This window comes from Marinobacter sp. NP-4(2019), assembly GCF_003994855.1.
Taxonomy (GTDB): domain Bacteria; phylum Pseudomonadota; class Gammaproteobacteria; order Pseudomonadales; family Oleiphilaceae; genus Marinobacter.
Window position 1 is genome coordinate 3,516,443 of record NZ_CP034142.1, and the last position, 26,989, is coordinate 3,543,431.

A 26,989-nucleotide genomic window follows, 5' to 3' on the forward strand; every position below is an offset into this window, starting at 1 on the left:
GAAATCTCCTTTTACGCCTTCGCGGATTTCCCGGCCTGCTCGCCCTCCAGACTCCTGCGGGCCTGACGCTCGCGCTCCGCCTTCTTGCGGGCCTTGCGTTCGGCGATGATACGGGCCGCCTCGCCACCTACATGGGCCTCGCCACGCTCTTCCGCCAGCCGCATCTGCCGCTCGCGCTCTGCAAACCGTGCTTTCTGTTCTTCCGTCAGTGACTCGATGCACTGATGGCAACTCACACCCTGCTCATACTCCGGGCGCTGCTTGTCTTGCTCGGTGATCGGACGCCGGCAGGCGTGGCACTGGTCGTATTCGCCGCGCTCGAGCTTGTGGTTGACCGTGACGCGATCATCGAAGACAAAGCACTCACCCTGCCACAGGCTTTGCTCCTCCGGGACTTCCTCCAGATACTTCAGGATGCCGCCCTGCAGGTGGTAAACCTCTTCGAATCCCTGCTCTTTCAGAAACGCCGTGGATTTTTCACAACGGATTCCACCGGTGCAGAACATGGCAACCTTTTTGTGTCTGGACGGGTCCAGATTGCGCTGCACATACTCGGGAAATTCACGGAAGGTTTCAGTGGCCGGATTGACGGCATTTTTGAACGTTCCGATCTCCACCTCGTACTGGTTGCGGGTGTCCACCAGAACGACGTCCGGATCGGAAATCAGATCATTCCAGTCCTTTGGCTGCACATAGGTACCGACGATGCGCTTCGGATCAACGCCATCGACCCCCATGGTGACGATCTCTTTCTTGAGCTTCACCTTGGTGCGCTTGAACGGCTGGATATCCACGAAGGATTCCTTGTAATCGATGCCGTCAAAACGCTCATCGCTGGCAAGCCATCCCTTGATGGCATCAATGCCCTCGCGGCTGCCGGCAATGGTGCCGTTGATGCCTTCCCGTGCCAGCAGCAGGGTGCCGTGCACGTCTTTCTCCAGCATCAGGTCCAGCAACGGCTGGCGAAGGGTCTTGTAATCATTCAGCACTGCGAACTTGTATAGCGCGCAGACAACGACGGTGTTGCTCATGGTTTTCTCCTGCGGGCCGGATCGTAAATCCGGAGCATGTGTTTGCGTCAGCCTCCCGCAAAATCAGGATTGCGGGAGGGCGCAGATTTTAACCAACTGAGCGGTCCGATCAAGTTAATCCTGGCGGCTGTCCGCCAGCTCCCGCTCGACCACAGCGGATAACTGCCCCCAGCCCGGTCGGGTCAGGCGGATGTTGTCGACCAGTACCGTCGGCGTGCTGGTTACCTTCAGCTGCATGGCCACTCGCCGACTCTGTTCCACGGCTTCCCGGTGCAGTTCCGTGTCCATACAGCGGCGAAAGCGGCGCTCTTCCAGGCCCAGCTCGCTGGCGTAGCGGGTAAAGGTTGCCACCGGGTCGCCCGAGCCGCTCCACTCTGTCTGCTGGTCAAACAGCTGATCGTGCATGGCCCAGTAATTACCCTGATCACCCGCACACCGCGCCGCCAGGGCCGCAGGCATGGCATTCTGGTGTTGCTGCAATGGCAAATCGAAATAGACAAACCGTACCTGCCCGGAGTCAACGTACGTCTCTTTCAACTGTTGGCTGGCATCGGAGAACCTGCCACAGGCGGGACACTGGTAGTCCGCAAACTCCCGGACAACCACCGGGGCCTCGGGATCACCGACTGACGTGCCGTAACGGTCCAGCTCTGCCGGAAACGCGTCGGCATTCGGGGCAGCCACCGGCAATTCATCGGACGTCGGGTCCGGGGTCGCGGTGAGGAAAAACAGGCCGATGACGGCCAGCACAATCACCAGGACCGACGCACCTATAATCAGGGGCTTGCGATTATTGCCCTTCCTCGGGGGAGGGGCACCGGTTTCCTTGCGTCGTTTGGCTTCACCCATAAGAACTCCTTTTTATTCGTTGATGTGTTATTGATTCTCAAAGTCAGTGTTCAGGGATTGGTGAGCACGCTAAGATCCTTTATACCCTACAAAAGTTCCGACAAAAATGAAGGAATGCTCATGGCACTACTCGAATCTGTCAGGAATACCCCGCTGGCAGGCCGTAAACCAGATTCACGATGTGCTGTCGGTGGAGGCGCTGGTAGCCCGGTTAAGCGACGAGTATCACTCGGCCAGATCCGCCCTGTGCGGTTAACCCCGAACAATTCGGGTGAACTTTTGGGCCTGAGAAGCGTAAGCTTCCAGAACATTGAGAGAAACAGGCCGATACCATGCTGGGATTTCTGAAAGGTGATCCGAAAAAGAAACTGCAAAAAGCGTACGAAGACAAACTCGCCAAGGCGCTCCACGCGCAGCGCAATGGTGATCTGCGCACCCATGGCACGCTGATGGAAGAAGCGGAGAAGATTTACGCGGAAATTCAGGCTTTGGAAAAGCAGGAATAACGCAAGGGGAGCTACCACTCCCCCATCAACTGTCTCAACTGCTGATTGAGGCGATCCACTTCGCGGCGCATTTCCTGAATCTCATCCAGCAACTCCAGGGACATGGCCAACCCGGGAAGATTCATCTTGAGATCCCGTTGCAGTCGTTGCGCCTTCCGCAACCTCGCCAGGGCGGCCACGTCAAAGCGCCAGTGACGCACTTCCGGCACATCCTCTACCGGGGCGATAATGCCGTAGCTCACCAGCTTGATGACAAACTCGGCGGGGCACTCTCCCCGCTCGCAAATGTCCCGCAAGGTCAGCACCATTTGAGGCTCAACCACCTCCACGGTAAGAATCGAGTCTTTCCTGGTCATTCCGTGATCTCCCGCTTAGACATGAAGCTTGCTACGTGGGTTGAAGTGCTTTTCCGCCTTTGCCAGTTGCTGATACAACCGCTCAGCGTCGTCAGAATGTTGCTCTGGCATCACGATCTGCAACACCACAATCTGATCACCGGGGTGTTTACCGGGCAGCCCCTTGCCCTTGAGACGAAGCTTGCGGCCACTGGATGAGCCCTTGGGCACTTTGACATTTACTTTCGAGCCCACTGTCGGCACGGTCACGGACGCCCCCAGGGCGGCTTCCCACGGAGTGATGGGAACGGTGACGATGACATCGCGGCCTTCCACACTGAACAACGGATGCGGAGCCAGTTCCACTTCAATCAGCAGATCGCCCGGCTCACCGCCGCCGATACCCGGCGAGCCCTGACCTTTCAGGCGCAGATGCTGCCCTTCCCGCATACCGGCGGGAATCTTGACCTTCAGGTTCTTCTGGCGGGCGACAATCCGGCCACGGTCGTCAGCTTCATGAACCGTGAACGACACCTGTTTCTCGCAGCCGTGGAAGACTTCTTCCAGAAACAGTGCCAGCCTGGCATGCACATCCTCGCCACGCATGCGGGCACCCTGGCGAAAACCACCGCCGCCGAATCCATGACTGGAAAACCCGCCACGACCACCACCGAAGATCTCCTCGAAGAAGTCACTGAACTGCCGGGCGTCGGCCTCCGTATAGCCGCCACGCCCGAATCCGGACGCGCTCTGCCATCCGGGTGGTGGCTCAAACGAGCCATCCGGACGGGCTCCGTATTTGCGCAGTTCATCGTACTCAGCCCGTTTCTCCGGATCTTTCAGGACCTCATAGGCTTCGCCCAGGTCCTGGAACTTGGAGGCAGCGTTGTCTTCCTTGCTGACGTCCGGATGATACTTGCGCGCCAGCTTGCGATAGGCCTTTTTAATCTCCTCGGGAGAGGCAGACTCACTCACACCGAGAACGGCGTAATAGTCTTTAAAATCCATGGATCTCCTCACAGCTGACCAAAGGTGGATCTCTAAGTACTTATAGTTGACGCTGGCTGCAAAAATACAAGGTGGAATCATTGGCGAGTTGCCGTGAGTCAAGCTCTCCGGCTCATCACGGTCATTATCAATCCCCCGGAATAGCCATTAGAATAGGCGCCCATGACGCAAACCAACCCTCGACATACCGGTCACTCCCGGTCAAGGCTGTTACGACTGGCAGCGCCTTCGGGCGGTGCCATCCCTGACGACACCCTACCGTGTTTTGCCGAACGCCTCGGCCGGTTGTTCGGGCTTGGGAATACCATGAGTCTGGATGCCGCGCTGTCCTTCCGTGGTGGCCAGCCTACCGTGACCCAGAGTGCAGTGGTCGAGCGACTGTCGCGGGAACTGGCCACCACCCGCCAGGCTCTGATTGGCCGGATTCACGGCTACGGGGATGATATTGAGCGGGAAGATCCGGTTGCGTTCGAGACTTACCTGAACAGTTGGCTCACACTGCAACGTAAAATCGCTGCTACCACCCGCCAGTTGCGGGATAAGGTGCGCAAGGATATGAAAAATCAGGGCCAGGCTCTGGCCCGGCTGGCAGAGCTGGACTCGGTGTTTGATCACACCATGGCCGGTTACACCAGCCAGTGTTTTTCTCAAATTTCAAAGGTACTGGAGCAGCGGTTCCAGGCCCTGATGACATCCTCTGGGCAACACCGGGAACCGGACACTCAGTCTGGTGACCCGCTCCACCGTTACTGTGAGGAAGCACAGAACCTTCTAATTGCTGAGCTGGACGTTCGGCTGGAGCCGGTACTGGGGTTGCTGGAGGCATGCTACAACGAGGTTAGCGATTCTCTATGAGCAGACTTTTCTTCTTCCTGGTGTTTACCATCGGCCTGGCCGTGGTGGTGTGGATTGGCCGGGGCTTTTTCGGTTCTGACCTGCTGGCCCTGACCGTGACCGCCATTATTGCCGCGGTGTACGGCCTGGGGTTCGCCGAACTGATCGGATTTCGGCGTGCCACTCACCAGCTTGCCGAACGGCTCAATATTGCCCCGAATAGCCGCGAACAGGTCGACAGCTGGCTGTCAGGCCTGCCGGAATCGGTCCAGTTTGCGGTGCAGAAGCGCCTGGACAGCCACTATGCCGCTCTGCCAGGCCCGCAGCTAACCCCCTATCTTTCCGGCTTGCTGGTCATGCTGGGCTTGCTGGGCACCTTTGCAGGTATGATTGTGACCCTTAACGGTGCGGCCTCAGCGCTCGATGGCAGCACCGAGCTGAGCGTGATTCGCAGTGCCCTCGCCGCGCCAATTGCCGGACTCAGCCTGGCGTTCGGAACTTCCATTGCCGGTGTGGCCGCTTCGGCCATGCTGGGACTCGCCTCCACCCTCAGCCGGCGCGAACGGTTGCTGGTCTCCCGCCAGTTGGACAAGACCCTGCGCCAGCAGCTGCATCATCTGTCGGCCGACCATCAGCGCCAGCAGGCGTTCCAGGCTTTGGAAACCCAGGCCAGGGCCCTGCCAGAGCTGGCTTCCGCGATGGAAGCCATGACCGCCCGCATGGAACGGCTCGGCCAGACCCTCGAGCAATCCCTGACTCGCAATCAGCAGGAATTCCACAGCACGGTCGGGAACCATTACCAGACACTGGCGGATTCCGTGGCACAGTCTCTGGAGTCGGCGCTGGACGCTAGTACCCGCCTTGCCGCAGAGCGCGTAGAACCGATTGTAGAGAAGGCGATGACCCGCCTGCGCGAAGATGCCGGGGAACTGCACCAGAGCTGGTCCGATGCCACCAAACAGCAACTGACCGACATAGCGGAAGCCTTCCAGAAAACCACGATTGAGGCCGGAGAACGCTGGCAGCAGAACCTCGTGACCCAGCAGGAAGCTTCAGAACAGAGCGCTCTGCGCTGGCAAACGAGCCTGGAACAACAGCAGCAGAGCGCAGGATCCTTCATGGCCGATCTGCGTGACCAGCTTCAGCAGTATCAGTCCCTCTTCCGCGAGGAAAACCGCCAGATGGCGAGCAACCAGCAGCAAGGCCTGGATACGCTGATCGGCCGAGTTAGCGAACAGCTCGCCGCACTCCGGGACCAGGAAGCCGCCAGAGGCGAGGCAGCCACTGAGCGACTGGCGCAACTGGAAGCGACGGTAGAAAACCACCTGTCCCGCCTGGGCACGAGTCTGGAAGCGCCGATGACCCGACTGATTGAAACGGCTTCGGAAACCCCGAAAGCCGCCGCCGAAGTGATCAACCAGCTGCAGCGTGAAATGGCCCGCAACAGCGAACGGGAAAACGCGTTGTTGGAGGAGCGCCAAAGACTGGTTGAGGAACTGGGCCGTCTGCTGGAATCCCAGCGCAGCAATGCCGATAGCCAGCGCCAGGCAGTGGATTCCCTGATCAGCGGTGCCGGTGACACCCTCACCGGGATCAGCGAGCGTTTCAACGCCCTGATTGAGGAACAAAGCCAGCAGCTTGGCAAACTGGGCGACGACATCACCGGCAGCAGCCAGGAAGTGGGCGCCCTCAGCGAAGCCTTCCACCAGGCGGTAGAGTTATTCAGCAGCTCCAATAGCAGCCTGCAGGAAAGCCTGGCGAACATTCAGAAGGCGATGGACAACGCCAGCAGCCGACACGATGAACAACTGGCCTACTATGTGGCGCAGGCCCGCGAGGTCATTGATCTGTCTGTCAGCTCCCAGAAAGACGTCATCGATGCCGTCACCGCCCTGCGCAGGGGACAGCCAGAGACTGCCGGAGCCAACTGATGGAGCACCTGGAAGGCGGCGAACAGCAGTCCACACCGATCTGGGCGATTTTCTCCGATCTGATGGCGGCGCTGGTAGGCATCCTGGTGCTGATTCTGGTGTGGGTAATTGGCGTTCAGCTGGAGCTCAGCCAGTCCCTGGCGGAGGAGAGAGAACGCCGGGTGGCCGAGGAAGAGCGCCGCATGGCGCTGGAGCAGGCACTGGAAGATCCCCTCACCAAAGGCCTGGTAACGTTCCGGGATGGCCGTATCGGCATCAGCGGTAACGTGTTGTTCGAGCTGAACTCGGACCAGTTGCAGGCGGATGGCGTGGCCGTGCTGCAATCCCTGATTGCGCCCCTGCAGACCTACCTGACCCAACACGATGAGCTGCTGATGGTCAGCGGCTTCACCGATGATCTGCCCATGCACCGTGGCAACCGGTATCAGGATAACTGGGGGCTGTCTGCCCAACGGGCGTTGACGGTCACCCGCACCCTGATGGAACTGGGCCTGCCCGAAGACCGGGTCTTTGCCGCGGCCTTTGGGCCCCACCACCCGGCGGTGCCCAATGTGGATGCGGAATCCCGGGCGCAGAACCGCAGGGTGGAGATCAGCACGGTGCCACGGGCTCCGGCTTCGGCCGCCGAAACCGATAACGGAGCCGGGAACTGATGTCTGCTGCTGCGGAAGCGACCTCCCTGGAGCAACAGCTGACTGATCTCAAGGGCTCTGGTGCGGATCGACTGGATCCGGTCCGATTCCGCTATCTGGAAGCTCTGGAGCACAGGCTGCGGTCGAAAGGACTGCAAGGCACCCGCCATTGGCAGACGCTGGCGCAGGCTGTGGCGGAATATCAGGCCAGGGTCGAACAGCAAGCCCATGCCGAACAGCCCGCACAACCCACTGAGACCAAGCAGCCCTCACCATTGCAGCTGCTGCTGGATACCCTGAATCAGGCGCCCGAAGCACAGGCACACGCCTCGCCCTCACCCATCGAAAGACTTATTTTCGGTGAAGAGGATAGAAAGCCGACACAGCCTACGGCAACGGACAGCTCGTCACGCTCACTCAAGGCGATGGCCAGAGTGCAGGCGGATCATGGCATTCAGGCCCGTCAGGAGCGCATCCGCCGCGCCATCGAACAGATCCCGGAAAACGCCGGCCCGATGAACGCCCACCGCCTGGTCAGCCGCGCGGTTGCGGCCATGGAGAAGCTGTCGCCAGAGTATCTGAACCGTTTTGTGAACTACGCGGATACGCTTTTGGCGCTGGAACGGCTGGGTAAAAAGGGATAACGGAGTAAACTACGCTCGAAGCATGCACTACCGCATCAGCAACCGGGCGACAGGCCCTCCCCCCCCTGATTTATGCTAAAGTCCCAGTTTAGGCAGGGAGGAATCAGCGCAACGGAGAGCGACGATGAACGCAGCACTAATCGCAGGTAACACATTGCCGACAAACATGCTGGGTGTGGGCCTCTACACGGCGGGTGAGGCAGCTCGATACACAGGAATACCAGCCCGGGATATAACCCGCTGGCTCTTCGGATACAGTGCTGGAAAAAAGCACTACGACGGCCTTTGGCGTTCACAACTAGCCGATCATGACCTCCGAGCTCTTGGCTTTCACGACCTGCTCGAGGTCCGGTTTGTCCATGCATTTCGCCAGCACGGAGTGAGCCTACAAGCTATTCGCCTCGCATCCAATCATGCGAGGGCTATGTACAACCAACCTTATCCGTTTACTTGCACCCGATTCCAGACCGATGGCCGAAGCATTTTCGCAACGGTTCTGGATGAAATCGGGGATGAATCTTTGCTGGACCTGGTCAGAAAGCAATACACCTTTCGGGAAGTAATCAAACCTTCGCTGTATGCCGGCATTGAGTACTCAAATGATGGAAGGGCCGAGCGGTGGTTCCCGCAGAAACGAAATCGAAAAGTCGTACTGGATCCTGGTCTAAACTTTGGCAAACCAGCACTGACTGACTACGGTATCGATACCAGCATCTTGAAACAGGCTTGGGAAACCGAAGGGGAAAATGCGCGATTCGTCGCCGCGATTTACCAAATTCCCGTCGCAGCAGTGGAGGCTGCGATTCAATTTGAACAAAGGATTGTCGCTTGAAGTTTTTGTTAGATAACAACTTACCTGCGCCGCTAGCACGAGCCCTGAACGAACTCTCCCTACCTCACGATCACACAGTGATTCATCTCACGGAAAAGTTCGCTCAAAACACGAGTGATATCACCTGGATTCAGGCTCTTCATCAAGAAGGAGGCTGGGTTGTCATATCTCAAGACAAATTCAATAAGGGAGACCTTGAGAAACGGGCCATTCGTGAGGCTGGGCTATTGGTATTTTGCTTGGCCAAACACTGGAATAGAGAGAGCTATTGGAACAAGGCACACAATTTGGTTCGATGGTGGCCCAAAATCATTCAACAATCAGAATTGATCTCCGGCAGCGGTGCCTTTCGAGTGCCTTGGAAGTATGGGCATGCTCCAAAGTTCGAGCCGGTTCAGTTTTGAAAAACACTGACTTGGTGATTTGAAACGGTACCAATACTGAAGGATATATCGTGAGGTAGGACGAAATTGGGGCGGAGGCCCTGTTCAAAACTGTCTGTGGCCACGGATGGCCACAGCCAAGCCCTACATGGACGTACTTGTGGGCGTGTTTTGAACAGGGCCTCCGCCCCAATTAAACTCCGCAACTATCAAGGCTACGGAGATAGCGAACTCCAAAGATCACTTAACCTTCGGGTCAAGCTCACCAGCCGCATAACGCTCGAACATGCGCTCGAGGTTGATCGGTTTGATCTTGCTGGCGTTACCGGCACAACCGAAGGCCTCGTAGCGTGCGATGCACACCTCGGTCATGGCCTTCATGGTTTCCTTGAGGAATTTCCGCGGGTCGAACTCGGCCGGGTTTTCGGCCAGGAAGCGGCGGACCGCGCCGGTGCTGGCCAGGCGCAGGTCGGTATCGATGTTGACCTTGCGCACACCGTGCTTGATACCCTCGACGATTTCCTCAACCGGTACACCGTAGGTTTCCGGGATCGCGCCACCGTACTGGTTGATGATTTCCAGCCAGTCCTGGGGCACGGAGCTGGAGCCGTGCATGACCAGGTGGGTGTCCGGGATGCGGGCGTGGATGGCTTTGATCTGGTCGATGGCCAGGATGTCACCGGTCGGCGGACGGGTGAACTTGTAGGCGCCGTGGCTGGTGCCGATAGCAATGGCCAGTGCGTCCACGTGGGTTTTCTTGACGAAGTCGGCGGCTTCTTCCGGGTCGGTCAGCATCTGGCTGTGGTCCAGGGTGCCTTCGGCGCCGATGCCGTCTTCTTCACCGGCCTGGCCGGTTTCCAGGGAGCCGAGGCAGCCCAGCTCGCCTTCTACGGAGACGCCACAGGCATGGGCCATTTCGACGGTGCGGCGGGTGACGTCGACGTTGTATTCGTAGTCGGTCGGGGTTTTGCCATCTTCACCCAGGGAGCCGTCCATCATGACGGAGCTGAAGCCAAGCTGGATGGAGCGCTGGCATACGGCCGGGCTGGTGCCGTGGTCCTGGTGCATGACGACCGGGATGTGGGGGAATTCTTCGATGGCCGCGAGGATCAGGTGGCGCAGGAAGGGGGCGCCAGCGTATTTGCGGGCACCGGCGGAGGCCTGGACAATCACCGGGGAGTCGGTTTTGTCGGCGGCTTCCATGATGGCGCGCATCTGTTCCAGGTTGTTGACGTTAAAGGCTGGCACACCGTAACCATGCTCGGCGGCGTGATCCAGCATTTGCCGCATCGAAATCAGGGCCATGGGTCGTCTCCTTCGTTGGACGTTTGGTAGTTGAAATCTATTTCAGACTTGGGAGTCTGCTACGGATGGAGGGGGAACTGGGTTCGCGGAACCGCTACGAGCACATCCATGTGCGCTTCTCTCAGGCCATCCTTGGCCTTCGAAATTCCGCGAACCCAGTTCCCCCTCCATCCTTGCGATTCTGGCTTCGTTCTTAGTGTCTAACTGTAAAGTAAAAAAGCTTATTCGCCGCGTTCTTCCAGTACGGCTACTGCCGGCAGGGTTTTGCCTTCCACGAATTCGAGGAACGCGCCGCCGCCGGTGGAGATGTAGGAGATTTTGTCAGCCACACCGTACTTGTCAACGGCCGCCACGGTATCACCACCGCCGGCCAGGGAGAAGGCGTCGCTTTCGGCGATGGCCTGAGCCAGTGCTTTGGTGCCGTTGCCGAACTGGTCGAATTCGAAGACGCCGACCGGGCCGTTCCAGAGGATGGTCTTGGCGTTTTTCAGTACGTCGGCGAACTTGCCGGCGGTTTCGGGGCCGACGTCGAGGATCATGTCGTTGTCGGTGACGTCGGCGATGTTTTTGGTGGTGGCGGTGGCGGTTTCGGCGAATTCGCTGGCCACAACCACGTCTACCGGCAGCGGAATTTCCACGCGGGAGGCGATTTCTTTGGCGGTGTCGATCAGGTCGTGCTCACACAGGGATTTGCCGACCGGGTGACCGGCAGCGGCCAGGAAGGTGTTGGCGATGCCGCCGCCGACGATGATCTGGTCGCAGACTTTTTCCAGGGCGTTGAGGACGTCCAGTTTGGTGGAGACTTTGGAGCCGCCGACGATGGCAACGACCGGTTTGGCCGGGTTGTCGAGGGCTTTGCCGAGGGCGTCCAGCTCAGCGGCCAGCAGCGGGCCGGCGCAGGCTTCGGGGGCGAATTTGGCGACACCGTGGGTGGAGGCTTGGGCGCGGTGGGCTGTGCCGAAGGCGTCCATGACGTAGACATCGCACAGGGCGGCGTACTGTTTCGCCAGGTCTTCGTTGTCTTTCTTTTCGCCTTTGTTGAAGCGGACGTTTTCGAACAGGACGACTTCGCCATCGGCGACTTCAACGCCATCCAGGTAGTCTTTGATCAGGCGTACTTCCTGGCCCAGTACTTTGCTCAGGTAGTCGGCGACGGGCTTCATGGAGGAGGCTTCGTCGTATACGCCTTCTTCCGGGCGACTCAGGTGTGACATCAGCATGACCTTGGCACCGGCGTCTTTGGCGGCCTTGATGGTGGGCAGTGACGCGCGGATGCGGGCATCGCTGGAGACCTGGCCGTCTTTTACCGGCACGTTGAGGTCTTCGCGGATCAGGACCCGCTTGCCGGCGAGGTCCAGGTCGGTCATTTTTTTGATGGCCATTGTCGGAGTTCCCTTGTTTCAGGTTGTCGGCAAATAGTTTTGGAGTGGGGAACTTTCCCCCTCTCCCCAACCCCTCTCCCACCAGGGGAGAGGGGCTTACACAAAGTTCTCGGTCATCCATCCCCTCTCCCCTCACGGGAGAAAGGCTTACACAATTCCCCAGTCATTCATCCCCTCTCCCCTCGCGGGAGAGGGCCAGGGAGAGGGGGGCGAAATCACCCCACCCGTCCCAGCCATATCCTGCTGACATCCAGCATTCGGTTGGCGAAGCCCCATTCGTTATCGAACCAGCACAGCACTTTCACCATGGTTCCTCCGGTCACCCGGGTCTGGCCGCCATCCACCACGCCGGAATGGGCGTCGTGGTTGAAATCGGAGCTGGCCAGCAGTTCGTCGGTGTAGCCGAGGATGTTTTTTAGCGGTCCTTTCGCAGCATTTGCCAGCAAGTCGTTCACGGCGTTGATCGTGGTTGGCTTGCGGACGTTCACCACCATGTCGATCGCGGATACGTTCATGGTCGGTACCCGCATGGCAACGGAGCTGAATCTGCCTTCCATATGGGGCAACAACCGTTCGATGCCCCTGGCCAGTCCGGTGTCTACCGGCACGATGTTATGCAGCGCACTGCGGGTACGACGCAGGTCCTGGTGATGATAGGCGTCGATCACCGGCTGGTCGTTCATCGCGGCGTGGATGGTGGTCGTGCTGCCCTGCTCCACGCCCAACGCATCGTCCAGTACCTTGATGACCGGCACCAGGCAGTTGGTGGTGCATGAGGCGGCCGCGACGATGACGTCTTCGTTGGTCAGTTCGCCTTCATTGATTCCAAAAACCACGGTCCGGTCCACATCCGGTTCCCCCGGTTGGGAGAACAGCAGGCGCTGGGCACCAGCACTGACATGCTTTTCCGCGGTGGCCCGGTCGGAATAGGCGCCGGAGCACTCCAGCACCAGATCCACATCCAGCAAACGCCAAGGCAGGTCTGCCGGGTCCGGGTGTCGCAGGACGCGGATGGCGTCGCCGTTCACCACCAGGTTGTCACCTTCCACCGCGATTTCACCCTGGAAGCGACCATGGGTGGAATCGTATCGGGTCAGGTGGGCGATGGTGTCAATGTCGGACAACTCGTTGATCGCGACCACCTGGAGGTGATCGCGATAGCCATTTTCATACAGCGCGCGCAACACGCACTGGCCTATCCGGCCATATCCATTGATCGCGATGCGAAAAGGCTTTGCGTTGCTCATCAGGCGTCCAGCAGTTCCGCAGCCACTTCCAGGATGTTGTCGACGGTAAAGCCGAATTCCTTGAACAGCTCGCCGGCCGGGGCCGACTCACCGAAGGTGGTCATGCCAACCACGCGGCCGTCGAGGCCCACGTACTTGTACCAGTAATCGGCAATAGCGGCTTCGATGGCAATGCGGTTGGTGACTTCCAGCGGCAGTACCTGCTGCTTGTACTCGGCGCTCTGGGCATCGAACACGTCGGTAGATGGCATGGAGACCACACGAACCTGCTTGCCCTGTTCCCGCAGTTTGGCAGCCGTGTCCTGGGCCAGGGCTACTTCGGAGCCGGTGGCGATCAGGATCAGGTCCGGTGTGCCTTCGCTGTCGGACAGGATGTAGCCACCCTTGGCGACATCCGCCAGCTGCTGGGCATCACGGTCCTGGTGGGGCAGTCCCTGACGGGAGAAGACCATGGCAGTCGGGCCGTCTTTGCGCTCGAGGGCCGCTTTCCAGGCCACCGCCGATTCCACGGTGTCAGCCGGACGCCAGGTGCTCATGTTCGGCGTGGTGCGCAGGCTGGCCAGCTGTTCGATGGGCTGGTGCGTGGGGCCGTCTTCACCGAGGCCGATGGAGTCGTGGGTGAACACGAAGATCGAACGCTGCTTCATCAGCGCCGCCATGCGCACGGCGTTACGGCAGTATTCCATGAAAATCAGGAAGGTGGCGCCGTAGGGGACGTAACCGCCGTGCAGGGCGATGCCGTTCATGATGGCAGCCATACCGAACTCACGCACACCGTAATAGATGTAGTTACCGCTGGCGTCTTCTTTGGTCACGCCCTTGGAACCGCCCCAGATGGTGAGGTTGGAGCCAGCCAGGTCGGCGGAGCCACCCAGCAGTTCCGGCAGCAGCGGACCGTAGGCATTCAGGGTGTTCTGGGAAGCCTTGCGGCTGGCGACGGTTTCGCCCTTGTCCTGACACTCCTGGATGTACGCCTGGGCCTTCTCGGCAAAATCAACCGGCAGGTCGCCGGCCATGCGGCGCTTGAATTCAGCCGCCAGTTCCGGCTCGGCCTTTTCGTAGGCGGCGAACTTGTCTTCCCATGCCTGCTGGGCGGCAGCGCCCTTCTCTTTGGCGTTCCACTGGGCATAAATTTCTGACGGCACTTCGAACGAGCCGTGTGCCCAGCCCAGTTGCTCGCGGGTCAGCGCGATTTCGTCATCACCCAATGGCGCGCCGTGGCAGTCTTCCTTGCCCTGCTTGTTGGGAGAGCCGAAGCCAATGATGGTCTTGCAGCAGATCATCGTGGGCTGATCAGCGTTGGCGCGCGCAGCTTCAATAGCCGCACGGACGGCGTCGGCATCGTGACCGTCTACCGCCGGGATCACCTGCCAGCCGTAGGCCTCGAAACGCTTCGGGGTGTCATCGGTGAACCAGCCTTCCACCTCACCGTCAATGGAAATGCCGTTGTCGTCGTAGAAGCAGATCAGTTTGCCCAGTCCCAGGGTGCCGGCGAGGGAGGCCACTTCGTGGGAGATGCCTTCCATCAGGCAGCCATCGCCCAGGAAGGTGTAGGTGTAATGATCCACGATCTCATGGCCGGGACGGTTGAACTGAGCCGCCAGCGCCTTTTCCGCCAGGGCAAAACCCACGGAGTTGGCGAAGCCCTGCCCCAGGGGACCGGTGGTGGTCTCAACGCCCGGCGTGTATCCATATTCCGGGTGACCCGGGGTTTTCGAGTGCAGCTGACGGAAGTTCTTCAGGTCGTCAATGGAAACGTCGTACCCGCTCAAGTGCAGCAGGGAATACTGCAGCATGGAGCCGTGACCGTTGGACAGCACGAAGCGGTCGCGGTTGGCCCATTGCGGGTTGGCCGGGTTGTGGCTCAGGTAATCATTCCACAGTACCTCGGCGATATCCGCCATACCCATGGGCGCACCCGGGTGGCCGGACTTGGCTTTCTGAACCGCATCCATGCTCAGCGCGCGAATGGCGTTGGCGAGATCTTTACGAGACGGCATTGACGTTTCTCCAGTGTTTTACAGGGCAGAATTCGGACTGTTCAAAAATAAGGCGCGTATTTTCGCCGATTAGTGTGTGCCGGGGCAAATCGGGATTGCCGAAACCGACCGAAATCACCGAACCTGAAATCTATATCAATTTTTTTTGATATGCCTATTGATTGACCAACCGAACACCCCTAAACTTGCCAACCATGACTTCCATGAATACACACGCCGCCGATCTGTCCTCCGTGGACGCCCTGGCCCCGATCTACAAAGCGAGCGGGGATCCGTTGCGCCTGGAGATTCTGCGCGTGTTGCGCCGTGATACGTTCGGCGTACTGGAACTGAGCCAGCTGTTCGGCATGCGTCAATCCGGCATGAGCCACCATTTAAAGGTGATGCACAAGGCCGGGCTGCTGGAGCCCCAGCGGGAAGGCAACGCGATTTTCTATCGCCGCCCGCTGAGCCTGGACAGCGACAAACTCACGGACCAGACCATCCGCCAGGTATTCGAGACAGTGGATCAGTTTCCCCTGCCTTCGCACCTGGAGGAAAAAATTGAAGCGATCCGTACCCAGCGGGCAAACCAGTCACAGGCTTTTTTCTCGCGGCACGCCGAACAGTTCCGCGAGCAACAGGAACTGATCGCCGCTTTCGAGCTGTACGCAGAGCCCGTGGCTGAACTGATCCAGAAGCGGGCAGGTAAACACCCGTGGCAGACGGCTCTGGAAATCGGCCCTGGCGAAGGGGCATTTCTGCCAACGCTGGCCAGGCTTTGCGAGCACGTGGTGGCCCTGGACAACAGCCGCGACATGCTGGCCAAGGCCACGCGGACCTGTATAGATGAACGGCTGAACAACGTTGACCTGATTGAGGGGGTCACCGACACCCTGCTGGCCCGGGGTGACGCGTTTGACCTGGTGGTCGCCAATATGGTGCTGCACCACGTTCCCAGCCCGGCCGATATATTCCTGGACGCCGCCGCCCTGATGAATGGCGGAGGCTGTTTTGTGATCAGTGACCTGTGCAGCCACGACCAGGACTGGGCCAAGGACAACTGCGGTGACCTGTGGCTGGGTTTCGAGCCCGAGGAACTGACCACCTGGGCAGCAGACGCCGGGCTGACCGCCGGCGAGCAACTGTTTATAGGCTTGCGCAACGGCTTTCAGGTACAGGTGCGCGAATTCTGGAAAACCACTACCCCCGGCTGAACCGGATAAACGCAATATCAACATATTTTGATATACAGATACGTAGTTTTACGTATCCTTACAGAAACCAACAAACCCGGTAACCGGAATGTGTCACGACAGTCACTTGCCGGTACGAATTTGAAACGCTCACAGAGGAGCAAACGCTATGTCTGACTACAGCATCTTTACTTCCGAATCGGTCTCTGAAGGCCACCCGGACAAACTGGCCGACCAGATCTCGGACGCCGTATTGGATGCCATCCTGACTGAAGATCCCCACGCCCGTGTTGCCTGCGAAACCATGGTCAAAACTGGTGTCGCCATCGTTGGCGGTGAGATCACTACCAGTGCCTGGGTCGACCTGGAAGACCTGGTGCGCGGTGTCATCAAAGACATCGGTTACACCTCCTCTACCGTAGGCTACGACGGCGACACCTGCGGCGTGATTAACATCATCGGCAAGCAGTCCGTCGACATCGCCCAGGGCGTTGACCGCCAGAAGCCGGAAGACCAGGGCGCCGGCGACCAGGGCCTGATGTTCGGCTACGCCAGCAACGAAACCGACGTGCTGATGCCGGCGCCGATCACCTTTTCGCACCGACTGGTCCAGCGCCAGGCCGAAGCCCGCAAGAGCGGCCTGCTGCCATGGCTGCGCCCCGATGCGAAAAGCCAGGTCACCTGCCGCTACGAAAACGGCAAGGTTTCCGGCATCGACGCCGTGGTTCTGTCCACCCAGCACGATGAAGACGTGTCCCAGGAAGACCTGAAAGAAGCGGTGATGGAACTGATCGTCAAACACGCGCTGCCGGCGGAACTGTTGCATAAAGACACCCAGTTCCACATTAACCCGACCGGCAAGTTCGTGATTGGCGGCCCGGTCGGTGACTGCGGCCTGACCGGTCGTAAAATCATCGTAGACACCTACGGCGGCATGGCACGCCACGGTGGCGGCGCCTTCTCTGGCAAAGACCCGTCCAAGGTCGACCGTTCCGCCGCCTACGCCGGCCGTTACGTCGCCAAGAACATCGTCGCCGCCGGCCTGGCCGACCAGTGCGAGATCCAGGTGTCCTACGCCATCGGCGTGGCACAACCGACATCCATCTCTGTGAATACCTTCGGCACCGGCAAGATCGGTGACGACAAGATCATCGAACTGATCCGTCAGAACTTCGACCTGCGTCCGTACGCGATCACCAACATGCTCGACCTGCTGCACCCGATGTACCGGGCCACGGCTGCCTACGGCCACTTTGGTCGCGAGCCGTATGAGATGACCGTTGGCGGCAAGACGTTCACCGCCTTCCCATGGGAGAAGACGGACCGTGCTGCGCTTCTTAAGGACGCTGCCGGTATCTGAGTTGTTATCCAGCCCGTCACTTTCGGGGGCGGCGGCGCTGAGGTACAGCCTTCGGGGACACGCTCAAGCCATCCCTGGGCGCTTAGCTTCGGCCATCCATGGCCGAAGATAGTCCCCGAAGGCTGTACCTCACCACCGCTTTGAACAGTTGGCGAAGGCTGGTCAAGTAAAGAAATCCGGAAAGTCCGGAAGGTGGTGGGGGAAGGTCTTTTTTAAAAACATCGCCTGTCTGAGCAAAGCGAGTTTAAGCGAAGTTTTTAAAAAAGACCTTCCCCCACCGCCCAACCACCAAATTCAAAGGCCAAGGGCCCATACCCCGAGGCTAAAAAGAGCTGACAGGAGAACACCATGAGCACTCCGGCAGAACAACTGAACAGTTTCAACGACTACAAAGTCCGTGATATCTCCCTGGCCGACTGGGGCCGTAAAGAGATCAAGATTGCCGAAGGCGAAATGCCCGCGCTGATGAAGCTCCGCGAGAAGTATAAAGCCGAGCAGCCGCTGAAAGGCGCCAACATCATGGGCTGCATTCACATGACCATCCAGACCGCCGTATTGATCGAAACGCTGGTCGAGCTGGGCGCCAACGTGCGCTGGTCATCGTGCAACATCTTCTCCACCCAGGACCAGGCCGCGGCCGCCATCGCGGCGCAGGGTATTCCCGTGTTTGCGTGGAAAGGCGAGACCGACGAAGAATACGACTGGTGCCTTGAGCGCACTGTTGGCGCCGAGGTGGACGGTTGGGAACCCAACATGATCCTGGACGACGGCGGCGACCTCACCGCCCTGCTCCATGAAAAGTACCCGGAAGTCCTGGCCAACTGCCACGGTGTTACCGAAGAAACGACTACTGGCGTTCACCGCCTGCAGGAAATGCTGCGCGAAGGCACTCTGAAAGTGCCGGCCATCAACGTCAATGATGCCGTCACCAAGTCCAAGAACGACAACAAGTACGGTTGCCGTCACAGCCTCAATGACGCCATCAAGCGCGCCACCGACCACCTGCTGGCCGGCAAGAAGGCACTGGTGATCGGCTACGGCGACGTGGGCAAGGGCTCTGCCGCTTCCCTGCGCCAGGAAGGCATGATCGTGAAAGTCACCGAGGCCGACCCGATCTGCGCCATGCAGGCCTGCATGGACGGTTTCGAGGTGGTGTCTCCGTACATTAACGGCGTCAACACCGGTACCGAGGCTGGCATTGACCGGGACCTGCTGGGCAACACCGACCTGCTGGTCACCACCACCGGCAATATGAACGTGTGTGATGCGCACATGCTCAAGGCTCTGAAGAGCGGCGCCGTGGTGTGCAACATCGGCCACTTCGACAACGAAATCGACACTGCCTACATGCGCAAGAACTGGGAGTGGGACGAGGTCAAACCGCAGGTACACGTGGTATACCGCGACAAGACCGTCAATGACCACCTGATCCTGTTGTCCGAAGGCCGCCTGGTAAACCTGGGCAACGCCACCGGTCACCCGTCACGGATCATGGATGGCTCTTTCGCCAACCAGGTGCTGGCGCAGATGTACCTGTTCGAGCGCAAGTTCGCCGACCTGCCGGAAGACGCCCGCGCCAAGGGTGTGTACGTTCAGGTACTGCCCAAGCAGCTGGACGAAGAAGTCGCCCGCGCCATGGTGGAAGGTTTTGGTGGCGTGATCACCAAAATGACCCCGGAACAGGCCAAATACATCGGTGTACCGGTCGAGGGCCCGTACAAGCCGGAAAGCTACAAGTACTGATCGGATATCAAGATGGAATCCCAGAAACAGTTCAAACGCCGTTTCAGCTTTGAATTTTTCCCGCCCAAGACCGACCAGGGCAAGGAAAAGCTGCAGAACGTGCGAAACCAGCTCGCCGAGGAGAACCCGGATTTCTTCTCGGTCACCTTTGGAGCCGGCGGTTCCACAAGGGACCGCACCATTGAAACCGTACTGAACCTGCACAAGCAGGGCATTTCCACGGCTCCGCACCTGTCCTGCGTGGGTGGCACCCGCAAGGATATTGCCGAGTTACTGGATTTGTACAAAGAGAACGGGATCAACCGGATTGTCGCCCTCCGGGGTGACATGCCTTCCGGCATGGGCGCCGCGGGTGAGCTTCGTTACGCCAACGAGCTGGTGGAGTTTATCCGTGAGCACAGTGGCGACCACTTCAACCTGGAAGTGGCGGCCTACCCGGAGTTTCATCCCCAGGCCCGCAGTGCCGAGGAAGACCTGAAGAACTTTGCCCGCAAGGTGGAAGCCGGCGCCAACAGCGCCATCACCCAGTACTTTTTCAATGCGGACAGCTACTTCTACTTCATTGACCGCCTGGAGAAGATGGGCATTACCATACCGGTGGTGCCGGGCATCATGCCCATCGTCAATTTCTCCAACCTGGTGCGCTTCTCCGACATGTGTGGCGCGGAAATTCCCCGCTGGATCCGAAAACAGCTCGAAGCCTACGGTGACGACAGCGATTCGATCCGCAAGTTCGGCGAGGAAGTGGTGACCAAGATGTGTGAAAAGCTGCTCCGGGCCGGTGCGCCCGGGTTGCATTTCTATACCCTGAACCAGGCTCAGCCCAGCATCCGTATCTGGGAGAACCTGGGGATTGGTGAGCGGGAGAAAATTGCTTTCTGATTTCCTTTGCCCCCTCTCCCCAACCCCTCTCCCGCGGGGGGAGAGGGGCTTACACACATAACTCCACCGCCAAGCCCTCTACAGAGCCAGCAAACACCTCCCTCTCTTGCCAGGGGAGGCTTACCCCCCCCCAAGCGCCGGCAACGTCCCCCTCTCCCCTCGCGGGAGAGGGCCGGGGAGAGGGGGAGCAACCTCTAACCACCTGATTTCCTGCATTTCTCCCGTTCATGGTCTAAAGTGTATTTGATGCAGTTCCACTAACGCTCCCCGAAAGGCACTGTCACCAACCGTGCCTTTTGGCTTGCCTTACCGGGCAATCGGAGCTCCATAAGAAGACAAGGAGAAAGCATGAGCACGAAATGGCTGAAAACCCTCGGCGCCACACTGGCGATGACCGTGGCCGCGGGGACCGTGAGCGCTGAAACGCTGAAAGTCGTAACCGATCCCAGCTTTGTACCCTTCGAGATGATGGATCAGGAAACCGGTGAAATGATCGGTTTCGATATGGAAATCATCCGTGAGGTGGCTGACCGTGCCGGGTTCGAGATTGATCTGAATACCATGGATTTCAATGGCATCATTCCTGCCCTTCAAACCGGCAACGTGGACATTGCCATTGCAGGCATAACGATTACTGAAGAGCGCCAGCAGATCGTTGACTTCTCCGATCCGTACTACGATTCCGGTTTACGTATTCTGGTGCGCGAAGACAACGATTCAGTGAAAACCATGGAAGACCTGAACGGCCAGAAAATCGGCACCAAGATCGGTAGCACCAGTTATGACTACCTGACCAGGACACTGGATCAAAACGATGGAGTGACCCCTTACCCGGGCAGCTCCGACATGTACATGGCACTGATGTCCCGTGCGGTGGACGCGGTTTTCTATGATGCGCCCAACGTCGGTTATTTCGCCAGCACCAAGGGCCAAGGCAAAGTCAAAACCGTTGGTCCGCTGTACGAAGGCCAGCAGTATGGCATCGCCCTGAAGAAGGGCAGCGAATGGCTTGACGAGGTCAACGAAGCACTGGCTTCTATCAAAGAGGACGGTACCTACAAGGAAATCTACGAGAAGTGGTTCGGCCCGATGCCGGAAGACATGTAACCCTCTGGGACCATAGCCGGGGCGCCTGGCGCTCCGGCAGGTAACTCCCCATCCAACGGAGACAACCACTGTGGAATTCCAGTTTCAGTTTGACTGGCAAGCGGCCATCAACTCCATCCCCTACCTGCTAAAAGGGGTTCCCTACACTCTGCTGATATCGTTTGGCGGTCTGGCCATCGGCTTTGTGCTGGGCATTATTTTCGGCCTGCTGAGCATTAACAAAAATTGGTTCCTGCGCTGGCCGGCAACCGCCTACATCGAAATATTCCGCGGCACCCCCATCCTGGTACAGGTGCTGTTTATCTTCTACGGTCTGCCTGACCTTATTGGCAGACCGATTAATCCACTGACCGCCGGCATCGCCGCCATTGCGCTTAACTCTGGCGCTTATATTTCGGAAGTTGTCAGGGGCGGCGTTCAGTCAATCGACAAGGGCCAGACCGAGGCAGGCCTGTCATTGGGTCTTTCCCGAACCCAGACATTCTGGTCCATCATCTGGCCCCAGGCTTTCCGCCGCATGATCCCGCCGCTTGGCAACCAGGGGATTGTCAGTATCAAGGATACCTCCCTATTCTCAGTCATCGGTGTCGGTGAACTGGTCCGCCAGGGACAGGTTTATATTGCCAACACCTTTACAGCCTTTGAGGTCTACTTTGTGGTGGCCTGCCTCTATCTGGTGATCACCCTCTCCCTCTCACTACTGCTACGACTCCTCGAGCGTCGCGGGCTGGCTTCTGTCTGAAGGAAAGGTACCCATGACACAAATTGTGCAAATGAAGGACATGAACAAGTACTTTGGCAAACTTCATGTCCTGAAAAACATCAATCTGACTGTGGAAGCCGGCGAGGTTGTCGTCATTATCGGAGCCAGCGGCTCCGGCAAGTCCACGTTGATTCGCTGCGTGAATGGCCTGGAGGAGTACGAGTCCGGAAAGCTCGTAGTCGATGGCAATGAGCTGGCGCCGAAAGGTGGCAATCAGAAATCCCTGTCGGAAATCCGTAAGGAAGTCGGCATGGTGTTCCAACAGTTCAACCTGTTTCCTCACCTGACAGTGAGGAGAAACATCATGCTGGCGCCGATGAAGGTGAAAAGCGCCTCCCAGGTAATCGCCAATGCGACGGCCGAGCGCCTGCTTAACCGCGTGGGTATCGGCAATCAGGCGGATAAGTACCCCAGCCAGCTGTCCGGTGGCCAGCAACAGCGGGTTGCCATCGCCCGGGCGCTGGCCATGGAGCCACGACTGATGTTGTTCGATGAGCCTACGTCAGCACTCGACCCCGAAATGATCGGCGAGGTGCTGGACGTGATGCGCGAGCTGGCCAAAGAAGGCATGACCATGATGGTGGTGACCCATGAAATGGGCTTCGCCCGGGAAGTGGCGGATCGGGTCATTTACATTCACGAAGGCCAGATTGTCGAGGAAGGCAAACCCGTCGATGTCTTCGACAACCCGCAGAACGAGCGAACCCAGGCGTTCCTGTCCCGGGTGTTGGCGCACTAGGACCGGGGTTACAGCAACTGGCGGAGAACTTCGTATTCCTGCTCAATTTTGACGCGGGAGTCTTCCGCCAGGAAGCTGGCCACTTTTTTCCCCAGCAGGGGCACATCGCACCGCACATTCAGGCTGACGTGGTTGGTGCAACTCTCGGACGATCCTCTCAGCTTCATGATGCCGTGAATCTTCGCGGGCACATTCTCAATGCGCACCCGGAATTCACAGTGCCACTCGGAATCGTCCTTGCGGAACCAGTGTTCCTCCTGGCGCACCTGGTTCCACTCGCGGTGAAAGCTGGCCAGGATGCCCGGCACTTCTGCGGACGTCATCATTTCGCGCTCTATCACAAGTTTTGCCGACAAATCGTCGCGTTTCAGCTCCACAACACGCACATTCCGGGAACCCAGCTTGCGGTTTTTCTCGATGATGCGGCTCTCGTCGAAAAAGGCGCCCAGCACATGCTCAAGGCCTGCCTCGTAAGGGTGTTTCAGCTCCAGTTCCATAACGGCCTCCGTAAATTATAAGGAGATTGTTACGGGGGAGGTGCCTGCAAACATTGGCCGTCAGGTCATGTCCTGATGGCTGCGTAGCCAGAGTGATTCCGTTCACACCCTAGCCGACTTCACTTCGGCCAAGTATCATGGTGAACCTTTTGATTTATCAACTACCCAACCCCTTACCGGGCCGAGAGGAGACTTACAGATGCGCAACGCCGATCTCGTCGCACGGGACCTCAAATCCGTCTGGCATCCCTGTACCCAGATGAAAGACCATGAAACCCTGCCGCTGATTCCCGTGAAACGGGGTGAAGGGGTCTGGCTGGAAGATTTCGAGAACAACCGCTACATCGATGCCGTCAGCTCCTGGTGGGTCAACCTGTTCGGCCACGCCAACCCGCGCATCAACGCGGCCATCCAGGAACAGATCGGCAAGCTCGAGCATGTGATCCTGGCCGGATTCAGCCATGAACCGGTGGTCAACCTGTCAGAGCGCCTGATTGAGGTTACCCCTCCGGGCCTCAATAAATGTTTTTATGCCGATAACGGTTCATCCGCCATCGAAGCCGCGCTGAAGATGAGCTACCACTACTGGAAGAACCAGGGCAAACCCGGCAAGAAGAACTTCGTCAACCTCGGCAACAGCTACCACGGTGAAACCCTGGGCGCGCTGGCGCTTGGTGATGTCGCACTGTACAAGGACACCTACCAGCCGCTGCTGATGGAAGTGCTTACAGCGCCATCACCGGATGCCTGGAACAAGGAAGCCGGTGAAACCGACGAGGAATACGCCCTGCGCCAGTTCGAGGCCATGGAAAAGCTGCTGGCCGAGAAACACGAGGAAATCTGTGCCGTTGTGGTGGAGCCGCTTATTCAGTGCGCCGGGGGCATGCGCATGCACCATCCGGTGTATCACACCAAATTGCGGGAAGCCTGCAATCGTTACGGCGTGCATCTGATCGCTGACGAAATTGCCGTTGGTTTTGGCCGCACCGGCACTATGTTTGCCTGCGAGCAGTCAGGCATTACCCCGGATTTCATGTGCCTGTCGAAAGGACTGACCGCCGGTTACCTGCCATTGTCCGTCGTGTTGACCACCGATGACGTTTACCAGGCGTTCTACGACGATTACGAGACCCTGCGGGCGTTTCTCCATTCCCACAGCTACACCGGCAACCCCATTGGGTGTGCCGTCGCCCTGGCCACCCTGGACATCTTCCGGGATGACAACGTCATCGAGAACAACAAACGCCTGTCCGCCTGCATGGCCGACTCGGTGGCCCACCTGGCGGATCATCCGAACGTTGGCGGTATCCGCCAGCACGGCATGACCCTGGCCGTGGAAATGGTCAAGAACAAAGCCGACAAAACCCCGTTCCCCTGGCAGGAACGGCGTGGCATCAAGGTCTATCAGCACGCCCTGACCCGTCAGGCCCTGCTTCGCCCACTGGGCAACGTCGTGTATTTCATGCCGCCGTACATCATCACCGAGGAGCAGATTCGTCACCTTGGCCAAGTGGCGACCGAAGGCATTGAGATTGCCGTCAGGGACTGAGCATGCGCGTTCCGAGAATCTACACCCGCTCTCCGCTGACTGAGGGCGGCACAACCGCGCTGGACGAAAACGCAGCCCAGCACGTCGGCCGGGTATTGCGCATGCAGCCCGGCCAGGAGCTGCGGCTTTTCAACGGTGATGGCCACGACTACCCCGCCACTATCACCAGCGCCACCAAAAAACAGGTCGACGTCCAGGTGGGTGCTCCGGTCGCGAACGACACCGAATCTCCCCTGGACATCGTCCTTGGCCAGACCCTCTCCAAAGGCGACCGCATGGACTACGCTGTGCAGAAAGCCGTGGAAATGGGGGTGACCCGTATTGTCCCGCTCACCACCGAACGCTGCGATGTAAAGCTCAAAGGTGACCGAGAGGACAAGCGCCTGCGCCACTGGCAATCCGTCGCCATCAGCGCCGCCGAACAATGCGGCCGCGCCCACGTGCCCGAGATCCTCCCGGTCATGACCCTGGCGCAATGGTTCGAACACACCGGGGACTGCGACCTGAGACTGGTACTGCACCACCGCACGGAACAGTCCCTCGACTCCATGAACACACCGACCCGCGTCGCCCTGATGATCGGCCCGGAAGGCGGCCTCAGCCCCGAGGAAATCGCCGCAGCTGAAAACAGTGGTTTCCTCCCGGTAGCTCTCGGACCAAGAGTACTCCGGACAGAAACCGCCCCGATCGCCGCTATGGCGTTGTGCCAATGGCTCTGGGGTGATATCGGCAATTGACGAAACCGACTGTGCCGCCGCTTTTGTGTGGCGTATCAGTCATTGACAGGACACAGGCTGGCAAACATTATCGCTGTCGAGCAGAAGAACTGTTGAGGACAACTCCGTGATTTGAGCTGCGTTACGGGGAGGATTCTCCAAAACTGTGCGGAGCCATGGATGGCGGAGCCCAAGCGCTACATGGACGTACTTGAGCGTGTTTTGGAGAATCCTCCCCGTAACGTAGCGGGAACCAAAACACCAACAACGAACAAACGCGAGTACCGGATGACAAGTCTGTTTACCAATCCCGAATTCTGGCAATACCTAAGCATCCCAGTCATTGCCGCGCTGATCGGCTGGAGCACCAACTGGCTTGCCATCAAGATGACCTTCTACCCCCTGGAATTTATCGGCAAACCGCCATTGCTCGGCTGGCAGGGCATCATCCCGTCCAAGGCCCGGAAAATGGCCGCCATCAGCGTGGATGCAACCATCTCCAAAATCGGCACCGTCGACGAAATCTTCCAGCAAATCGACCCCAAGGTACTGGCGGCGCATATCGTGCATTCCGCTGATCCCAGAATTGAAGAATACGTCGACGAAATGATGCTGCGGGAATACCCGACCTTCTGGGAAAACCTGCCCTCCTCTGCCCGCAACATGGTCTACGACCGGGTTCGCAAGGCCACCCCCCAACTGGTCGATAACCTGGTCGACGATATTTCCCACAACATCGAAGACCTGCTGGACATCAAGGGCATGGTCATCGACCGCCTTGCCAAGGACAAGCAGCTGCTGAACCGCATCTTCCTGGAATGTGGCGATGCCGAGTTTCGATTCATCGTCAATTCAGGCCTCTACTTCGGGTTCCTGTTCGGCCTGGTGCAGATGGTGGTGTGGTATTTCTACCAAAGCTGGTGGGTGCTACCGTTTTTCGGTTTGCTGGTCGGTTACGCCACCAACTGGATCGCGCTGAACGTGATTTTCCGCCCTCTGTACGAGAAGAAAATCGGACCGATACGATTACAAGGGCTGTTCCTCAAGCGTCAGAACGAAGTGGCGGAGTCCTTCTGCCACATCGTGACCCACGAAATCCTGACCGTCGGCAACATCATCAACGCCATTATCGAGGGTCCCAAGGGAGACCGTGCCCGCAATATGGTGAAGAAACACATCAAACCACTGGTGGATGAAACCGCCGGCATGGGCAAGGCGCTGACCCAGATGGCGTTTGGCCCCACCGGATTCGCTACCCTGAAAAACAAGGTGGGACTGAAAGCCATCGAAATCTCCCAGTCTTCTTTCAATAACCCCATGTTCGAAAAAGACCGGGCCCGGGCCGTTAAATCCATCATGGTTGAGCGGATGATTGCCCTGTCATCGGAGGAATTCCAGGACCTGCTTCGCCCCTGCTTCCAGGAGGACGAGATCAAACTCATTCTGGTGGGTGCGTTCCTGGGGATGGTTGCGGGCGTCGGTCAATTGATCTTCGTATTTGGCGGCACCCTGGGATAACCGGGGCCGTTTTTCTGGGCA

General features: G+C 58.6%; 26 protein-coding genes. 17 read left to right on the forward strand and 9 right to left on the reverse strand.

Annotated elements, in window-relative coordinates:
- Positions 1-11: 11 nt before the first annotated feature.
- Together EHN06_RS16040 and EHN06_RS16045 are read right to left on the reverse strand one after the other, a co-directional pair.
- Entirely contained in the window at positions 12-1,031 is a 1,020-nt protein-coding gene (locus EHN06_RS16040) for a rhodanese-related sulfurtransferase (RefSeq protein WP_127333531.1), read from the reverse strand.
- 114 nt (positions 1,032-1,145) lie between these two features.
- Entirely contained in the window at positions 1,146-1,880 is a 735-nt protein-coding gene (locus EHN06_RS16045) for a thioredoxin domain-containing protein (protein ID WP_127333532.1), read from the reverse strand.
- Positions 1,881-2,212: 332 nt separating this feature from the next.
- On the opposite strand from EHN06_RS16045, the gene EHN06_RS16055 reads away from it, so the two are divergent.
- The gene (locus tag EHN06_RS16055; protein WP_127333533.1) at positions 2,213-2,386 is read left to right on the forward strand and encodes a DUF6435 family protein; all 174 of its coding nucleotides are present in this window, start codon (positions 2,213-2,215) and stop codon (positions 2,384-2,386) included.
- A gap of 11 nt (positions 2,387-2,397) precedes the next feature.
- Here the strand turns inward: EHN06_RS16055 and EHN06_RS16060 are convergent, their stop codons facing one another.
- Together EHN06_RS16060 and EHN06_RS16065 are read right to left on the reverse strand one after the other, a co-directional pair.
- Positions 2,398-2,742 (reverse strand): chaperone modulator CbpM, encoded by a 345-nt coding sequence (locus EHN06_RS16060; protein ID WP_127333534.1) that lies wholly within the window; start codon positions 2,740-2,742, stop codon positions 2,398-2,400.
- Between the two features lie 15 nt (positions 2,743-2,757).
- On the reverse strand, positions 2,758-3,729 hold the full coding sequence (locus tag EHN06_RS16065; protein ID WP_127333535.1) for a DnaJ C-terminal domain-containing protein: 972 nt from the start codon (positions 3,727-3,729) through the stop codon (positions 2,758-2,760).
- 162 nt (positions 3,730-3,891) lie between these two features.
- On the opposite strand from EHN06_RS16065, the gene EHN06_RS16070 reads away from it, so the two are divergent.
- The 6 genes from EHN06_RS16070 to EHN06_RS16095 all read left to right on the forward strand — a co-directional run bounded on the left by EHN06_RS16070 (position 3,892) and on the right by EHN06_RS16095 (position 9,006).
- On the forward strand, positions 3,892-4,584 hold the full coding sequence (locus tag EHN06_RS16070) for a DUF3348 family protein (protein WP_127333536.1): 693 nt from the start codon (positions 3,892-3,894) through the stop codon (positions 4,582-4,584).
- Positions 4,581-6,494: a DUF802 domain-containing protein gene (locus tag EHN06_RS16075; protein WP_127333537.1), complete on the forward strand. Its 1,914-nt coding sequence runs from the start codon at positions 4,581-4,583 to the stop codon at positions 6,492-6,494. The genes EHN06_RS16070 and EHN06_RS16075 overlap by 4 nt, the downstream gene beginning before the upstream one ends.
- Positions 6,494-7,147 (forward strand): OmpA family protein, encoded by a 654-nt coding sequence (locus EHN06_RS16080; protein ID WP_127333538.1) that lies wholly within the window; start codon positions 6,494-6,496, stop codon positions 7,145-7,147. Before EHN06_RS16075 ends, EHN06_RS16080 begins: the two co-directional genes overlap by 1 nt.
- Entirely contained in the window at positions 7,147-7,770 is a 624-nt protein-coding gene (locus tag EHN06_RS16085) for a DUF2894 domain-containing protein (RefSeq protein ID WP_127333539.1), read from the forward strand. The genes EHN06_RS16080 and EHN06_RS16085 overlap by 1 nt, the downstream gene beginning before the upstream one ends.
- A gap of 124 nt (positions 7,771-7,894) precedes the next feature.
- Positions 7,895-8,602 carry a DUF433 domain-containing protein gene (locus tag EHN06_RS16090; RefSeq protein ID WP_127333540.1) on the forward strand — a complete coding sequence of 236 codons (708 nt, stop codon included), beginning with the start codon at positions 7,895-7,897 and terminating at the stop codon, positions 8,600-8,602.
- Entirely contained in the window at positions 8,599-9,006 is a 408-nt protein-coding gene (locus EHN06_RS16095) for a hypothetical protein (RefSeq protein ID WP_127333541.1), read from the forward strand. Before EHN06_RS16090 ends, EHN06_RS16095 begins: the two co-directional genes overlap by 4 nt.
- A 219-nt stretch (positions 9,007-9,225) precedes the next feature.
- Here EHN06_RS16095 and fba read toward each other — a convergent pair whose 3' ends face one another.
- The 4 genes from fba to tkt form a co-directional block, all read right to left on the reverse strand.
- Entirely contained in the window at positions 9,226-10,290 is a 1,065-nt protein-coding gene (gene fba / locus EHN06_RS16100; RefSeq protein ID WP_127333542.1) for a class II fructose-bisphosphate aldolase, read from the reverse strand.
- A gap of 221 nt (positions 10,291-10,511) precedes the next feature.
- Positions 10,512-11,672 (reverse strand): phosphoglycerate kinase, encoded by a 1,161-nt coding sequence (locus EHN06_RS16105; RefSeq protein ID WP_127333543.1) that lies wholly within the window; start codon positions 11,670-11,672, stop codon positions 10,512-10,514.
- Positions 11,673-11,887: 215 nt separating this feature from the next.
- Positions 11,888-12,919 (reverse strand): type I glyceraldehyde-3-phosphate dehydrogenase, encoded by a 1,032-nt coding sequence (locus EHN06_RS16110; protein ID WP_127333544.1) that lies wholly within the window; start codon positions 12,917-12,919, stop codon positions 11,888-11,890.
- The gene (gene tkt, locus EHN06_RS16115) at positions 12,919-14,919 is read right to left on the reverse strand and encodes a transketolase (RefSeq protein WP_127333545.1); all 2,001 of its coding nucleotides are present in this window, start codon (positions 14,917-14,919) and stop codon (positions 12,919-12,921) included. The genes EHN06_RS16110 and tkt overlap by 1 nt, the downstream gene beginning before the upstream one ends.
- 194 nt (positions 14,920-15,113) lie before the next feature.
- On the opposite strand from tkt, the gene EHN06_RS16120 reads away from it, so the two are divergent.
- From EHN06_RS16120 to EHN06_RS16150, 7 genes are all read left to right on the forward strand, one after another.
- The gene (locus EHN06_RS16120; protein ID WP_127333546.1) at positions 15,114-16,115 is read left to right on the forward strand and encodes a metalloregulator ArsR/SmtB family transcription factor; all 1,002 of its coding nucleotides are present in this window, start codon (positions 15,114-15,116) and stop codon (positions 16,113-16,115) included.
- 148 nt (positions 16,116-16,263) lie between these two features.
- Positions 16,264-17,454 carry a methionine adenosyltransferase gene (gene metK / locus EHN06_RS16125; RefSeq protein ID WP_127333547.1) on the forward strand — a complete coding sequence of 397 codons (1,191 nt, stop codon included), beginning with the start codon at positions 16,264-16,266 and terminating at the stop codon, positions 17,452-17,454.
- 348 nt (positions 17,455-17,802) lie between these two features.
- Entirely contained in the window at positions 17,803-19,197 is a 1,395-nt protein-coding gene (gene ahcY / locus EHN06_RS16130; protein ID WP_127333548.1) for an adenosylhomocysteinase, read from the forward strand.
- A gap of 12 nt (positions 19,198-19,209) precedes the next feature.
- Positions 19,210-20,079, forward strand: coding sequence for a methylenetetrahydrofolate reductase [NAD(P)H] (metF, locus tag EHN06_RS16135; protein WP_127333549.1), 870 nt, complete (start codon positions 19,210-19,212; stop codon positions 20,077-20,079).
- A 348-nt stretch (positions 20,080-20,427) separates the two neighbouring features.
- Positions 20,428-21,186, forward strand: a complete 759-nt coding sequence (locus EHN06_RS16140) for a transporter substrate-binding domain-containing protein (protein WP_127333550.1) — start codon at positions 20,428-20,430, stop codon at positions 21,184-21,186.
- Between the two features lie 70 nt (positions 21,187-21,256).
- A complete protein-coding gene (locus EHN06_RS16145) occupies positions 21,257-21,928 on the forward strand; it encodes an amino acid ABC transporter permease (RefSeq protein ID WP_127333551.1) in 672 nt (223 codons plus the stop codon).
- Between the two features lie 13 nt (positions 21,929-21,941).
- The gene (locus EHN06_RS16150; protein WP_127333552.1) at positions 21,942-22,688 is read left to right on the forward strand and encodes an amino acid ABC transporter ATP-binding protein; all 747 of its coding nucleotides are present in this window, start codon (positions 21,942-21,944) and stop codon (positions 22,686-22,688) included.
- Positions 22,689-22,696: 8 nt separating this feature from the next.
- Here the strand turns inward: EHN06_RS16150 and EHN06_RS16155 are convergent, their stop codons facing one another.
- Positions 22,697-23,185 carry a DUF2505 domain-containing protein gene (locus tag EHN06_RS16155; protein WP_127333553.1) on the reverse strand — a complete coding sequence of 163 codons (489 nt, stop codon included), beginning with the start codon at positions 23,183-23,185 and terminating at the stop codon, positions 22,697-22,699.
- A 199-nt stretch (positions 23,186-23,384) separates the two neighbouring features.
- Here EHN06_RS16155 and EHN06_RS16160 point away from each other — a divergent pair, with 199 nt between their 5' ends.
- The 3 genes from EHN06_RS16160 to EHN06_RS16170 all read left to right on the forward strand — a co-directional run bounded on the left by EHN06_RS16160 (position 23,385) and on the right by EHN06_RS16170 (position 26,968).
- The gene (locus EHN06_RS16160) at positions 23,385-24,734 is read left to right on the forward strand and encodes an adenosylmethionine--8-amino-7-oxononanoate transaminase (protein WP_127333554.1); all 1,350 of its coding nucleotides are present in this window, start codon (positions 23,385-23,387) and stop codon (positions 24,732-24,734) included.
- A 2-nt stretch (positions 24,735-24,736) separates the two neighbouring features.
- A complete protein-coding gene (locus EHN06_RS16165; protein WP_127333555.1) occupies positions 24,737-25,471 on the forward strand; it encodes a 16S rRNA (uracil(1498)-N(3))-methyltransferase in 735 nt (244 codons plus the stop codon).
- A 267-nt stretch (positions 25,472-25,738) separates the two neighbouring features.
- The gene (locus EHN06_RS16170; RefSeq protein ID WP_127334473.1) at positions 25,739-26,968 is read left to right on the forward strand and encodes a DUF445 domain-containing protein; all 1,230 of its coding nucleotides are present in this window, start codon (positions 25,739-25,741) and stop codon (positions 26,966-26,968) included.
- The last annotated feature ends 21 nt before the right edge of the window (positions 26,969-26,989 follow it).